Origin of the sequence: Undibacterium sp. RTI2.2, assembly GCF_035018705.1 — a bacterium.
Classification (GTDB): domain Bacteria; phylum Pseudomonadota; class Gammaproteobacteria; order Burkholderiales; family Burkholderiaceae_D; genus Undibacterium.
Map to the genome: position 1 here is coordinate 1 of NZ_JASJXN010000063.1, position 13,181 is coordinate 13,181.

Here is a 13,181-nt window from a genome sequence, read left to right on the forward strand (position 1 = left end):
TGGTGACACACTAGGGTGGAAACTTTTGGACGCTGTTTCCACCCCTAATCTGGTAAGTATTGCACGCTGTTTGACACACGTGGTATTCGTTCCGTCAGCACCGCAGCACATGGAGGGGTGCTCGTTAGCCCAACCAAGAATGCATTGATTCCGGAATACATGCGAATTGATTCAGGTGCGTACGAAGAAGATTGTGCATGGGCAATACCGGCAGTAGTCTTCGAGGCAGATTGGCGCAATTGGGCTAATACTACCAACTGGACAACGGGAGAATTCCAAATGGAATGCGCGTGGAACAGCCTCAAAAACTGGTATCCAGATGCGTATGAGAAATTTGCCGGTAAGGTACTTCAGATCGGTGAGTCCTACGTGAACGATGAGCGGCTACTCAAAGCGCAAGTCAGAGAGGCGTTTGTCGTATCGGCAGCATGGGGCGAGTGGCAAGAGGGCGTTCCGAAAGGTATGGTCGGAGTTCTGGCGAGACGCGATTCTGACGGCGACCGAATCTATTGTTTGGTACCAAAGGAAGAGTACGAGACGCGAAAAAACTTGGTTGTTGGTAAAGCAGGCACATTCGTAGTGGACCAGGCACGTCATCAAACCATTCCTATGCCACAGTATGCGATGTAGGAAGATTTGAAGGTTCACCTGACTAACAAAAAATGTTTAATCAACATTGGAAAAGTAGTTAATCAACGCCGGTAACGGCAATTAATCAACCATAAGGGAACCGTTCTGGTTTCCATCAATTTTTGAGGTATTTTATGTATCTACAAATTAATGACAAGATGTCACCCGAAGATGCTGCTGATGCTCTGGTATTGCATGCAACCAATATCGCAGCTGCAATTAAACGACATGACAACTGCTTTTTCGATAACCGCGCAGTAAGTCTTAAGGTTGTGCTCAATTTGTTAGAGCAGTATGTTCGACAAGAAGATCTGGCAAACCTGGACACCCAACAACCACAGGTTATGGGTACATAGTTCAAGGAAAAGTAGTTTCAAATCAAACGCCGGTAAGAATACCGGTCGCTCAATCAACAGCCATCGGATTCGACCTAACGGCGAATTCTTTGGTGTATTCTGCTATTATTAGGCAAAGGAGTAAGAAATGGCGATGTCAATACAATTTGATACCCTCGATTATGCAAGAAAACTTGAAACTGCCGGTGTATCGGCGGCTAATGCTGAATTGCAATCAAAATTGATGGCGGACGTCCTTGGGAAGTCGGTAGCATTTCCAGGTGATCTTGTCGCGATTGAACGCAATCTGACAAATAAGATCGAATCGAGTGAGCTGAAGATCGAAAATAAACTGGCAACCATGGGTGGTGAAATGGTACTGCTTAAATGGATGGTCGGAACCTCAATTGGGTTAAGTCTTACGATCCTCACAATTCTTTTGAAAACGTATATACGTTGATTTTTGGATTAATTTAAATGCCCTCTTTCCTACAAAGGATAGAGGGTTTTTTCTTGTTCCAAACTGAAATTGGTGTATTATTTGGGAATCTTCACTAGGGAACTGGCATCGTTAGAAATAGAAGTTTGTTTTACCCGTCTCTCAGAGGCATGGACTACAGATCGAGCTGGCGGCTAAACCAGCATCTGCAAGTATCAGGTTATCCTGAACATCCATTGGCATTTCTGCCAACCAATCATTTAAACAGAGTCTTGTCGCGTGCGTACTTGCGCAGATGACAGAATTTTTTCGTGCTCGTCACGATAAATGCAGCTGGTTCATCCAGTATTTTCAAAGCAGCACTTCAAGTTCATCCATGCACCGTGCATCGATGAGCCTTGCTCAATCATTTTAAGCGCCGATCATCGGCATTAATTTTGAAGTCACATATCCGTCTTTAACGTCGGAAAAGTAGTTTTTCACATCAATGCCGGTAACGGCAATCAACCACTCTGGAGGGAACGCCCTGCTGGGTAGTTTCCTCTTAAATTTTCAAGAGAGAATCAAATAAAATATGCATAAACCTTGGTACATGCCGGTCGTCAATTTTGGAACGCACGCCGTTGTAGGAACATTAATTTTTTTGATTGTTGGTGCTCCAGCTGTCGGATTGAACATTCTCGTTGAGTTACTAGAAACACACTTGAGAATTCACGGATTCGTGATCTATGCCCTGAAATTTCTTGAATCTGCTATTCTTGGCATTGACGTTGTGAGCGTGACGTATTACATTGTGGTTAAGAGCTACAAAGAAATTAAGGATATGACATCATGAACAATTATTCAATTTTGACCCACATCAAAGAAGTGGCGAAGGATGATTTGCGCGTTTGGGCAGCACCTTTTGTCGCCATCTATCGAACCGCAAAAAACGAGATAAAGCGGCCTAATGTGAATGGTAAAAAACACCAATTACGTTCGATCGATCACAAATAATTTTCTCTAAAGCAATACAAAAATACAAAACCCTCTTTCCTCAAGGATCGAGGGTTTTTTCTTGTCTCGGCCTAAATTTCGTGTATTATGTAAGAATGACCGCTAGGCAACTGGCATCGTTAAAAATAGAAGTTATTTTTACCCGCCTCTCAGAGGCACTGATCGAGCTGGCGGCTAAACCAGCATCTGCAATTACAGGTTATCCTGAACAATCATTGGCATCCCTGCCAAACCATCACTTATACAGAATCATGTCGCGTGCGTATTTACGCAGATGACAGAATTTTTTCGTGCCTGCACGATAAATGCAGCTGGGCTATCCAGTATTTTCAAAGCATCACTTCAAGTTCATCCATGCCAGGCGCATTGATGAGCTCTGCTAAAGTATTTTAAGCGCCGTTTCACGGCATTAATTTCGAAGTCACATCTCCTCTTTTCAGAGGTAATCAATCAACCTGCGGGAACATATCCCCGCATGGGGATATTCCGCTTATTTTCTAAGGAATATTATGTCTAATTTTGTAATTACAGTAGCCATTTCTGTCAAGGCAGAAAGTCAACTACCCCGCCCTAAAGGACGGAGCTTGAAGTCGAAGGGCAACGAGCTAGGTTGACCAGGCAAAGCGGTAACCAGCCCGCTTACGTTAGTAGTAGGTCGTTCAGACACACCAGCAGATGCTTCCTCAGTCTGCTGCTCTGTAAGGTGGTTATCAAGAAGGCGAAAGGAAAAACGCCCAAGGTAATAACCGCTGCCAGGCGTCGTAAGACACCTGGCAGGAGCCGACTGCTGACATTGCCGAGGGGAGACGCACCGCAAGGTGCGCGTCACCAGGCCCGTAAGGGCAGAGCCGCAAGGCCCAGCGGAGGTTAAAAGCCTTGCACTAATTTAACCGGGCCGCAATATAGGACGCGAACAGGTAATGGCCCAAAACGCATCGGCTGCTTTGCAGCCGGCGCTCTACCTCCCCGGGCTGAACCCCGAGGTTTCCCGCGCATCTAGATGAACCACAAGCCGAACGATGTCTTGAAAGCGCACTCGATAATTTAATGGGAGGGGATCTTGGATCTTTCGATCTCATCCAAACGCTAGAGAACGAAAAAACGCAGTACTACGTCTGGCATGGTGAAGGCCAATGTGACAATAAGACTGACAATCTTGAGGAAGCTCGCCGAATCAAGAAGGAGTTTTTAGACGAAGGCATTGCCGCATACATCGCTGACCACGAAAACAATACGATTGGTGATGAAATGGAAGCCATACCCGTCTTTGATGCAGGTCGTCAATTTGACAGCCCAACTGAAGCCATAGCGTTAATCATGCAGCAGTCCAATCCCACGGAAGCTTTGTTAGCAGTAGTACGCGCCAACGTCGAAGCGGGTGAATGTGGATTTGCATCAGAAGTTATCCGTGACTTTGGTGGGATTTAAAACCGAAGGAAAAGTAGTTAATCAAGGCCGGTAACGGCAATTCATTCAACCCAGTGGGCATCTCCCACTGGGAAATGTTCCACTATATATTTTTGGAGCAAAAAATGACTTTACTTACGGTATTCGCAAAGAAAGAAAAATCTACCGAACCACTTGATAAACTTCTTGGATTTTCAAATAAACTGGATACGGTTATTTACAAAGATAAAGAATGCACCCAATTCTTTGGCCGGTTCCCTTGGTACTTCATAAAAAATCCACGTCGGAACTCAAAGCTGATAACACTAGACTGCTGCAATTGGAATTTGGTTTGGTGTAATTAATCAAGATAAGTAGGTGTATCAGTCCCTCACCGACACTTGAAACACAAATGTCATTCCTTTTCTTGGGAGTGGCATTTTTCTTGCCAACACATCTCCGACTTTAACGTTCGAAAAGTAGTTAATCAACGCCTCACCCGAGGCAATTCAAATCAACCCAGGAGGGAATGTCCTTCTTGGGCATTCTCTTATTTTATTTAAGAGGAACACAACCATGGGCCGAGAAGCACAAACACCAGTAGCAAGCCGCTGGATGTTAAAGAATGAAACGAAGGGTCGTGTGTTTTTCGTTCTTGAGCGTAAACCATTCGGTAAACTCAGCCTGATGCAAGAGGGTCGCACTGTATTTTCAGATTCCTCAGTGAAGGACATACTTGCAAATTTCAACCGGCTTGAAGGCAGAGCGCATTTGCCTGCTGGCTGGACTGCATAACGTCGGAAAAGTATTTTTTCACATCAATGCCGGTAACGGCAATCAATCAACCCAGTGGGCATTCCCACTGGGGATGCTCCGTAATTAATAGGAGTAAATTAAAATGACAACATCATCACCTTGGGGCATAGCCCAGACCGTTAAAAACATTGCACGTGGTATTCGTTCCGTCAGCACCGCAGGACATGGTGGGGTGCTCGTTAGCCCAACCAAGAATGCATTGATTCCGGAATACATGCGAATTGATTCAGGTGCGTACGAAGAAGATTGTGCATGGGCAATACCGGCAGTAGTCTTCGAGGCAGATTGGCGCAATTGGGCTAATACTACCAACTGGACAACGGGAGAATTCCAAATGGAATGCGCGTGGAACAGCCTCAAAAACTGGTATCCAGATGCGTATGAGAAATTTGCCGGTAAGGTACTTCAGATCGGTGATTCCTATGTGAACGATGAGCGGCTACTCAAGGCGCAAGTAAGAGAAGAGTTTGTCGTATCGGCGGCATGGGGCGACTGGCAAGAGGGAGTTCCGAAAGATATGGTCGGAGTTCTGGCGAGACGCGATTCTGACGGCGACCGAATCTATTGTCTGGTGCCAAAGGAAGAGTACGAGACGCGAAAAAACCTGGTTGTTGGTAAAGCAGGCACATTCGTAGTGGACCAGGCACGTCATCAAACCATTCCTATGCCGCAGTATGCGATGTAGGAAGATTTGAAGGTTCACCTGACTAACGAAAAGGGTTTAATCAACGTTGGAAAAGTATTCTGTTCAGAGTTTGAACAGCTAAATCAACTGTCCGCAACGGACTATCAATAATAGCTCAATAGATCATTCGCCAACTAACATCGGCATATTGATCTTCGAGAGGAGAAAAAATGTTTTTCAAATTTGACGAAAAAGACGAACTGATCAAGCAGGCATATTTCGCTGCTCGCAGTCAGATCGTTAAGCCGCTGGTAGGGGATTATATTTTGTTCCCAACCGGTGAATTGGAGCGCTTTAGCCATGAGCATGAAAATTCCCTTCAGACTTCTCCGTCAGGTTCGTTCTACCTTGGGGCAGCAGGTTTAGCCAGTTTTAGTGGTGGACTTAACCCGGGAACACCTTTGGTAGCAATTACACGAACAGGAATGAAGTTACCAGGGACGTTTTGGTTTTTTCATCATGGAGAATCCGGAGCTCATCGTGGTGTCAACTTCGAGTTGTCATGCCGTGTTTTTATTACCACAGCACCGTACGAAGGGTATCTCGGGGAACAATTCCAGAACAAGGGGTTGCAAATTCTTAAAGATCAGCTGAAAGCGGAAATGTTGGGGTAGCTGTAAATCGCCAATATTTCAAACAAAAATGCCATTCCCTTCGGGGGTGGCATTTTTCTTGTCACCACATCTCCATCTTTAACGTCGGAAAAGTAGTGAATAGAGCCTCAACCGAGGCAATTAAAACAACGCATGCCGCATGTTCCTTTAAAGGACACGCGGCATTTCTACAAGGAGAACCGCATGCTGCAAATAACACTTGCAACCTGTAGCGCATGAGCTACAATCAAAACATGCTACAAATCGTTAAAACAGACGTTTATGCCGAGTGGTTTGTTAATTTACGTGATCGTAAGGCCAAGAACATAATTTTGGCGCGATTACGGCGAGTAGAACTGGGAAATTTTGGTAATAGTGAACCAGTTGGTGAAGGGGTAACCGAAATCAAAATTAATTTTGGACCCGGCTACCGAATCTATACGATGCGACATGGGATTGAAGTTGTTATCTTGCTGGCCGGAGGCGACAAGTCATCACAGAATCGTGATATTGCTAACGCGCTGAACATGGCTCGCGAAATGAAGGAGAGTAATAGTGGGTATTAAACTAACTAAGTGGGATGTTGTAGAACATCTCCAAACAGACCAAGACATGATCGGATATTTTGATGCGTGTCTAGCTGATGGAGACCCAGCATTGATCGCCGCCGCATTGGGAGATATTGCAAAGGCACGAGGGATGAGTCAAGTATCGAAAGATACCGGGCTGTCACGAGAAAATCTCTATCGCGCTTTGTCTGGCGTTGGAAATCCAGAGTTCTCGACAATCATCAAAGTTACTAAAGCGCTCGGGTTGACATTGCATGCAAGCAGCGAACCTGCTAACGCTTAAAGCTGAATTTAAACCAAGCCCTCTTTCCTGCAAAGGATCGAGGGTTTTTTCTTGTTCTAAACTGAAATTGGTGTATTATTTGAGAATTAAAGCTGGGCAACTAGCACCGTTTGAAGAAGTGAGTTTCACCCGTCTCTCAGAGGCACGGAATAGATCGAGCTGGCGGCTAAACCAGCATCTGCAAGTATCAGGGTTATCCTGAACATCCATTGGCATTCCTGCCAAACCATTATTCAAACAGAGTTTTGTCGCGTGCGTATTTGCGCAGATGACAGAATTTTTTCGTGCTCGCACGATAAATGCAGCTGGGTCAGCCAGTATTTTCAACAGCACCACTTCAAGTTCATCCATGCCAGGCGCATTGATGAGCTTTGCTCAATCATTTTAAGCGCCGTTCCACGGCATTAATTTCGAAGTCACATATCCGTCTTTAACGTCGGAAAAGTAGTTAATCAATGCCGGTAACGGTAATTCAATCAACAACCAAAGCGGGTACGCAAATCCCCTTTGGGATTGCTCCGCTTTTCAGGAGTCATAAATGAAACGCATTAAAACAAAAGTAAGACCAATCGTCATCGGTACTCGTGTGTACACTGATTCGCTGGACAGAGGTGAAGGAGTTGTTTATGCCATTCATAGCGAACAAACACCGACGGAATATGACGTTGTTTTTCATGATGGAGTGAAAGGTGCAAATCTCACTGAACACGCTTTTACAGGTCCCCGATGGTCATTTTTGGACGGGATATCCTCCCTTGAAGAAATCACGGATCTCTTAGCAAAATCTGCTAGTTCAAAAGCACAGAATATAGCTGACATGCAAAAAAAGAGTTTATGGAATCGTAATGACATTCAATTCCCACGATTAATCGCAGAAATTATGGCGTCACAATTGCTCGATACGCAGGCATTAACAGATACCATGGACATCACTCTCGATGAACTTAACGAATTATGTGATCGAGCTCAACAAAGTTGGCATGATGCACAATCATCGTCAGCTCAAAAATGTACTAAAGAAGAAATTTTGGTCAGCCTCAATGGTGGACAAAACTTCATAGCAGCTAAAGAAGGTGTTCGTATCATCTATCAAAACGTGATGGTCGACGGTGAAGATGGACGTGGTGAACTGCATATTAATGCAACTCACGAAGGTCTCATTTCCGATGTGTGGACTGATGGGATTTGTGACCAGCCCGGCAGTACTCCATCTGATTACAATATCGGAACGGAATCATCCACGATTGACGACATAGTTCATCGTCTAGTTACAGCTAACGACTAACAATCATTAGAAAAGCTGGTGCGGTAATAATCGCACTCACTTTAAACACAAATGCCATTTCCTTTTTTGGGAGTGGCATTTTTCTTTCCAACACATCTCCGTCTTTAACGTCGGAAAAGTATTCTGTTCAGAGTAACTGAATAGAATTCAACAATTAAATGCCTCAATCGAGGCATCAATCAACAAAGCGGCTACGCATCTCCGCTTTGGGGATGTTCCGCTAGTTTTTATTTAGGAACAATATGAAAATCAATCAATTTTTGAAGCAAGCAAGGAAGTGCAAATCTCGTAGCGATGTGAGGGATTTGTACGAAATATTTGAACGTGAATTTTGCGACTCAGTTGAGTTCGAGAAGCATCAAGTCTTTAACAAAGACTTTGAAGCTAACCCTGCAACGTTTTCGCTTGATCTCAATGTAAAACTATCAAATATGTTTTCAATCTCTGTTCAGCCACGCTTGGACAATTTAGACTTGAAAATTAGTGTTTCAGTGATTTACATGAAAGACGGTCAAGGTGAAATGAGTCGCAACTTCGAGGTCTTCCATGAAATGTTGGATGACGTCGAGTTCGATCAAACAATGATATTTGCCGAGGTTGCAACCCTTGCCAAAGAAACTGTTGAAAAAATGCATGCTGAGTTACTTGAAATGATGGGCATGACAGCCCAACAGGGCAAGGATTTAATCAGGCAGAAATTTTTTGGTGCCTTGCACTAGGAATTGTAGTTTTCAACGCCTCGATTTGAGGCAATTCAATCAACCAGTGCGGAAAGCATCCCGCCTGGGATGCTCCGCATAAGCATAGGAGCAGTAAATCATGACAACCCTATATAAACAGAAAAATGCGTATGAGGTGATGATTCGAAGAACGATCATTGCACGAATGCATATTAGACATAACGGCGAAAGGCAGCTTCGTATTCTGCAGGGCATGCCTCGGGAAGATACGCTTAATAAGCTCCTGACAGACTGTCCAATCTTTTGTCGCGAAAACGGAATCAATAGCAATACATATCCGTTGTTATTTTCGTAATCACAAATGCCATTTCCTTTTTTGGGAGTGGCATTTTTCTCGGCTAAACATATCCTTGTTTAACGTCGGAAAAGTAGTTAATCAAGGCCGGTAACGGCATTCAATCAAACCAAAGCGGATACGCAAATCCCGTTTTGGGATTGCTCTGCTTTTAATCGTATGGAGCTTATATGAAACAACTGTTTGCGTTTTTAAATGGCATGAGAGAGTTTCGATCATCATTTACAACTCACTATCCAGAAACACTAGAGGAATCGTACGGGTGGGGGCGAGAAATTGCTCACCGGCTGACGCTCAGAAAGTTTGAAGAATCTCATTAGTCATCTATTAAAGATGGTCTAACGGAAAAGTAACTTCTCAAATCATCGCCGGTAACGGTAATCAATCAACCTGTGCGGAACGCATCCCGCCTGGGATGCTCCGTATTTATAACCAATCTTGGAGTAAATATGAATACTTTAGACAAAGTAAAAACAGCAAATGAGGACATTCCAGTAACAATGGCATTGTTAGCATTCGTTGGTGTTTTACGTTCAGCACGTCAGCAATTTTTGGAACACAATCAATTATCAGAAGCTTTAAAACTTCCAATTGATAATAATTGGTATCAAAAATTTCAGGACCTCTTCTATTCTGGACTTAAGAAGGAAGCAGAATTAATCGGCTTAAAACTAAATCGAATCACATTTGAAACCATTATGGATTTAAAAGTGAGCGATGAAGTAATGGTAACTAGTTCCGATGATCTAGCAAAATTCTATGTGTTCAACGAATGGAGTGGAATTCGTAAGATTTCCCGCTAGGAAAAGTAGTTAATCAATCGCCGGTGACGGCACTAAAACCAACCCAGGAGGGAACCCTTCTGGGTCCCTTCAATTCGGAAGGAATAACAATGTATTTCAAAAGTCTATCAGAAGCTTCCAAGTGTCGAAATGAAGCCTCACGGTGTTTTCAGAATGGAAGGAGAACGCTTGCGTTGCGATGGGTAAATATTGGGAAGGGCTTCGTACGCAACGCGGCGCAATGTCGTATTGTTTTCTTTGAAAATGGTGATGTTCCTCTGCCGTAACTGAGAGGCAACAAAGCACAAAGTTCACAGTCGACACATTATTCCCATTTAGGTATAATTCAATATGAATATTAAACAGAAACCTCTCCACTGGATGGGATCTTCAAAGAAAGACTTGAAGGCTCTGCCAGCAGAAGTTCAGGACACATTTGGTCATGCGCTCAATATGGCACAGGATGGAATGAAATTCGACGGGGTGAAACCGCTACGTGGTTTTGGTGGGGCCTCTGTCCTCGAAGTTATTGAGGATTTTAATAGCGACACCTATCGCGCTGTCTACACGGTTAAATTCAAGGACGCAGTGTACGTTTTGCACTGTTTCCAGAAAAAATCAACCAAGGGCAGTGAAACGCCAAAGCCGGATATGGATCTGATTCACGAACGTTTTAAAGCGGCGGCAGCAATGCATGCAGAAGGAGAAAAGAAATGAGTGGAATCGACATCGAGAAGGGCAGTGGCAATGTGTATGCGGATCTCGGCTATGAAGAGGCGGGGGAAATGCAAGTGAAGTCGCGCCTGGCAGCCAAGATCAGCGAAATAATCAAACATCGCCATATCACCCAGCAAGAAGCAGCAGATATTCTTGGAATGACTCAACCCAAATTATCGGGGATGTTACGTGGCCAGTTCAGGGGAATTAGCGAGACAAAAATGTTGGAATGTCTTAACCGGCTAGGAAGAGATGTCCAGATTGTGATTCGAAAAGCATCACGCTCTCAACATAGTGGTAAAACAAGTGTCGTTTTTGCCTAAATAACCATGACCAACCAAACCCGCTTCGGCGGTTTTTTTTTCGTCCGAAATTTCGTGCCGATGCCGGATTGACGGCCAGGGAAATTTTCCGTTGAGTGGCGTCAACGCGTCATAAATCAGTTTTAAGAGCGAATTTCTTGTTACAATCGGAATATTCCAATTACGAGTTATTCCTGACATGGCAAAAGCACCACTTGTAAGTGACCAGCAGCTCAAAGAAATTATTAAAGTAGCGCGTATTTCAAGTAATGAACACGGGCTGCGCAACGTTGCGCTGATATTCACTCTCTTCGCAACAGGATTGACACCCAAAGAAATAGCTCAATTAGAGGTCCGAGATTATTGCAAGCGGTCGAATTTAGTTATCCCAGAAAGTGTGGTTCGGGCTGAGATCGCATTTAACGGTACCGAGCGTCCATTGATGTGGGTAGCTCCTAAAGTCGTAGCAGCCATTGATGCCTATCTGGAACATCGTGTACTTCATGGACTTGGTGTGTCTCTCAGGTCCGGTGAGGGTGGTGGATATCGCGGGCTTCAGCCAAAATCTGCTTTGTTCTTAGCACGTGATGGACAAGGATTTTCAATTAATTCGGCAGAAAAAAATGGAAAGACTTATACAGAGAGTAATTCTTTAACGCGCTTACTCAATAAGGTTATGAGTGATTCCAACATACATGGTCTTACTACAGCCAGTGCCAGGAGAACATTCGCCGTAAAACTCTATCAAAACAATAAGGGGGCGATCAATATCAAGGATGTGGCCCACATTCTCGGTCTAAAGAGTTTGAAGGCAGCTAAGAAATTGGTGGAAGCTGATGCTGTGAATATGCGTGATGCGATACAAGGAGTGATTTAATTTTTGGTGTTTTGAAACATTTTTGATTATTTATATATTATGGACTAAACTAAACTAAGTTTTAAAAAGGAGCATTATGCCAACCATTAATATACATGAAGCGAAAACACAGTTTTCAAAATTAGTTGAAACCGTTCTGCAGGGTGGTAACGTCACGATCGCTAGGGCCGGAAAGCCGGTGGCCAGGCTTGTTCCGATTGAAGAACCTACAGTTATGCGTAAGCCAGGCTCCATGAAGGGACAGATCAAGATTGCAGATGATTTTGATGCTCCCTTGCCGACAGAGCTACAAGATGCATTTGAGGGGCATTGATGCGGATATTGCTCGATACCCATGTTTATCTATGGTGGCTTCAGGACAGTACTCAACTTTCCAAGTCTGCCAGGCATAAGATCATGACTGCGACCGAGGTCTACGTGAGTAGTGCGTCGATTTGGGAAGTGGCTATCAAAGTTGGCATTGGTAAGCTCGATGTTGATGTGGATGTTTTAGTCGCAGAGATCGTCAAAAATGGATTTCAGGAGTTATCCGTCACTCCGGTACATGCTGCCAAAGTGAGGCATTTACCTGTGATTCATCGCGATCCGTTTGATCGAATTTTAATAGCGCAAGCGTTGTGCGAGCCACTGCAATTATTGACTGCAGATGGCATTTTGTCTGGATATTCAGAACTTATTGAAATGGTATAAAAATGGCCAATTTATTAGATTTAGCAGCAGAAGATATTAAATACAATCCAGATCCATTGCTGGATGCGGTAATCAAACACCTTCACTTAAAAAACGATGCAGCACTCTCACGTGTATTGGCAGTGGCTCCACCTGTCATCAGTAAAATACGCCATCGTAAATTACCGATTGGTGCGTCACTATTGATCCGCATGCACGAGGTCACCGATATCAGTATCAAGGATCTGCGTGGCTTGATGGGCGATCGTCGCGACAAATTTCGTATTAGTGACCTTTCATTCAAACCTAAATCGAATGCGAATACTTTGAAAGATGAATGACTTGAAAATTTCAACAACCCCTGGCTTGTACGAACGGTGGCTCTCAATAGAACGTGCCAGTGGTCGATCTATGACTGACATTCTTGCTGATCTCAATGCGGTCGCTGGCACCAATTACAAGCACAACTGGCCATCTGTAGTGGCTGGCCGGGGCTATGAGCTTGAGCGCTGTCCCGTTGCCGTGCGTCGTTACATGATGACGAAAGTGCTGGCGGATGAGTTGAGTGGGCTTGGAAAAGAAATACCAAAAAATCAGTTAGAAAAGTTAATAATTGCCTTGACTTAGTAACGCGGCGTTACTATACTTAATCAAGTTAAATTGATCCCGAAAGAAAATATGCCACAAGCAAATCAAGCAAGAATTGGGGTCGATTTGTTTTAGGTGCAATAAGTGACGGTAGGAGATCGAGCACTGGCGTGGGGGTAGTTCTGTAAGTCAAT

At 44.1% G+C, this 13,181-nt stretch carries 22 protein-coding genes; 21 read left to right on the plus strand and 1 reads right to left on the minus strand.

The genetic code is table 11. The features are described from left to right. The first annotated feature begins 84 nt into the window (after positions 1 to 84). The 11 genes from QN395_RS19980 to QN395_RS20030 all read left to right on the plus strand — a co-directional run bounded on the left by QN395_RS19980 (position 85) and on the right by QN395_RS20030 (position 6,732). On the plus strand, positions 85 to 630 hold the full coding sequence (locus QN395_RS19980) for a DUF7007 domain-containing protein (protein ID WP_416352071.1): 546 nt from the start codon (positions 85 to 87) through the stop codon (positions 628 to 630). Positions 631 to 764: 134 nt separating this feature from the next. Then, positions 765 to 986: a hypothetical protein gene (locus QN395_RS19985; protein ID WP_323492820.1), complete on the plus strand. Its 222-nt coding sequence runs from the start codon at positions 765 to 767 to the stop codon at positions 984 to 986. Positions 987 to 1,113: 127 nt separating this feature from the next. Beyond that, the gene (locus tag QN395_RS19990) at positions 1,114 to 1,425 is read left to right on the plus strand and encodes a hypothetical protein (protein ID WP_323492821.1); all 312 of its coding nucleotides are present in this window, start codon (positions 1,114 to 1,116) and stop codon (positions 1,423 to 1,425) included. An 810-nt stretch (positions 1,426 to 2,235) separates the two neighbouring features. Next, a complete protein-coding gene (locus QN395_RS19995) occupies positions 2,236 to 2,400 on the plus strand; it encodes a hypothetical protein (RefSeq protein WP_323492822.1) in 165 nt (54 codons plus the stop codon). A gap of 95 nt (positions 2,401 to 2,495) precedes the next feature. Then, complete coding sequence (locus QN395_RS20000; protein WP_323492823.1) at positions 2,496 to 2,678, plus strand: hypothetical protein; 183 nt, start codon at positions 2,496 to 2,498, stop codon at positions 2,676 to 2,678. A 769-nt stretch (positions 2,679 to 3,447) separates the two neighbouring features. After that, positions 3,448 to 3,828 carry a hypothetical protein gene (locus QN395_RS20005; RefSeq protein ID WP_323492824.1) on the plus strand — a complete coding sequence of 127 codons (381 nt, stop codon included), beginning with the start codon at positions 3,448 to 3,450 and terminating at the stop codon, positions 3,826 to 3,828. A gap of 534 nt (positions 3,829 to 4,362) precedes the next feature. After that, on the plus strand, positions 4,363 to 4,581 hold the full coding sequence (locus tag QN395_RS20010) for a hypothetical protein (protein WP_323492825.1): 219 nt from the start codon (positions 4,363 to 4,365) through the stop codon (positions 4,579 to 4,581). 103 nt (positions 4,582 to 4,684) lie between these two features. After that, positions 4,685 to 5,287, plus strand: a complete 603-nt coding sequence (locus tag QN395_RS20015; protein ID WP_323492826.1) for a DUF7007 domain-containing protein — start codon at positions 4,685 to 4,687, stop codon at positions 5,285 to 5,287. Positions 5,288 to 5,457: 170 nt separating this feature from the next. Continuing rightward, on the plus strand, positions 5,458 to 5,901 hold the full coding sequence (locus QN395_RS20020; protein WP_323492827.1) for a hypothetical protein: 444 nt from the start codon (positions 5,458 to 5,460) through the stop codon (positions 5,899 to 5,901). A 215-nt stretch (positions 5,902 to 6,116) separates the two neighbouring features. Further along, complete coding sequence (locus QN395_RS20025; protein ID WP_323492828.1) at positions 6,117 to 6,446, plus strand: type II toxin-antitoxin system RelE/ParE family toxin; 330 nt, start codon at positions 6,117 to 6,119, stop codon at positions 6,444 to 6,446. Beyond that, a complete protein-coding gene (locus QN395_RS20030) occupies positions 6,436 to 6,732 on the plus strand; it encodes an addiction module antidote protein (RefSeq protein WP_416352070.1) in 297 nt (98 codons plus the stop codon). The genes QN395_RS20025 and QN395_RS20030 overlap by 11 nt, the downstream gene beginning before the upstream one ends. 75 nt (positions 6,733 to 6,807) lie before the next feature. On the opposite strand, the gene QN395_RS20035 is transcribed toward QN395_RS20030, so the two are convergent. Beyond that, complete coding sequence (locus QN395_RS20035) at positions 6,808 to 7,083, minus strand: hypothetical protein (protein ID WP_323492829.1); 276 nt, start codon at positions 7,081 to 7,083, stop codon at positions 6,808 to 6,810. A gap of 187 nt (positions 7,084 to 7,270) precedes the next feature. Here QN395_RS20035 and QN395_RS20040 point away from each other — a divergent pair, with 187 nt between their 5' ends. The 10 genes from QN395_RS20040 to QN395_RS20085 all read left to right on the plus strand — a co-directional run bounded on the left by QN395_RS20040 (position 7,271) and on the right by QN395_RS20085 (position 13,026). After that, the gene (locus QN395_RS20040) at positions 7,271 to 8,017 is read left to right on the plus strand and encodes a hypothetical protein (RefSeq protein WP_323492830.1); all 747 of its coding nucleotides are present in this window, start codon (positions 7,271 to 7,273) and stop codon (positions 8,015 to 8,017) included. Positions 8,018 to 8,259: 242 nt separating this feature from the next. Beyond that, a complete protein-coding gene (locus QN395_RS20045) occupies positions 8,260 to 8,736 on the plus strand; it encodes a hypothetical protein (RefSeq protein WP_323492831.1) in 477 nt (158 codons plus the stop codon). A 765-nt stretch (positions 8,737 to 9,501) separates the two neighbouring features. Then, positions 9,502 to 9,855, plus strand: a complete 354-nt coding sequence (locus QN395_RS20050; protein ID WP_323492832.1) for a hypothetical protein — start codon at positions 9,502 to 9,504, stop codon at positions 9,853 to 9,855. A 330-nt stretch (positions 9,856 to 10,185) separates the two neighbouring features. Then, positions 10,186 to 10,551 carry a type II toxin-antitoxin system RelE/ParE family toxin gene (locus QN395_RS20055; RefSeq protein WP_323492833.1) on the plus strand — a complete coding sequence of 122 codons (366 nt, stop codon included), beginning with the start codon at positions 10,186 to 10,188 and terminating at the stop codon, positions 10,549 to 10,551. Continuing rightward, entirely contained in the window at positions 10,548 to 10,874 is a 327-nt protein-coding gene (locus QN395_RS20060) for a helix-turn-helix transcriptional regulator (RefSeq protein WP_323492834.1), read from the plus strand. Before QN395_RS20055 ends, QN395_RS20060 begins: the two co-directional genes overlap by 4 nt. Before the next feature lie 178 nt (positions 10,875 to 11,052). Next, positions 11,053 to 11,730, plus strand: a complete 678-nt coding sequence (locus QN395_RS20065) for a site-specific integrase (RefSeq protein ID WP_323492835.1) — start codon at positions 11,053 to 11,055, stop codon at positions 11,728 to 11,730. A 76-nt stretch (positions 11,731 to 11,806) separates the two neighbouring features. Next, positions 11,807 to 12,043 carry a type II toxin-antitoxin system Phd/YefM family antitoxin gene (locus tag QN395_RS20070; RefSeq protein WP_323492836.1) on the plus strand — a complete coding sequence of 79 codons (237 nt, stop codon included), beginning with the start codon at positions 11,807 to 11,809 and terminating at the stop codon, positions 12,041 to 12,043. Next, entirely contained in the window at positions 12,043 to 12,420 is a 378-nt protein-coding gene (locus QN395_RS20075; protein WP_323492837.1) for a type II toxin-antitoxin system VapC family toxin, read from the plus strand. Before QN395_RS20070 ends, QN395_RS20075 begins: the two co-directional genes overlap by 1 nt. A gap of 2 nt (positions 12,421 to 12,422) precedes the next feature. Continuing rightward, complete coding sequence (locus QN395_RS20080) at positions 12,423 to 12,740, plus strand: hypothetical protein (RefSeq protein ID WP_323492838.1); 318 nt, start codon at positions 12,423 to 12,425, stop codon at positions 12,738 to 12,740. Between the two features lie 70 nt (positions 12,741 to 12,810). Further along, complete coding sequence (locus tag QN395_RS20085; RefSeq protein ID WP_323492839.1) at positions 12,811 to 13,026, plus strand: hypothetical protein; 216 nt, start codon at positions 12,811 to 12,813, stop codon at positions 13,024 to 13,026. The last annotated feature ends 155 nt before the right edge of the window (positions 13,027 to 13,181 follow it).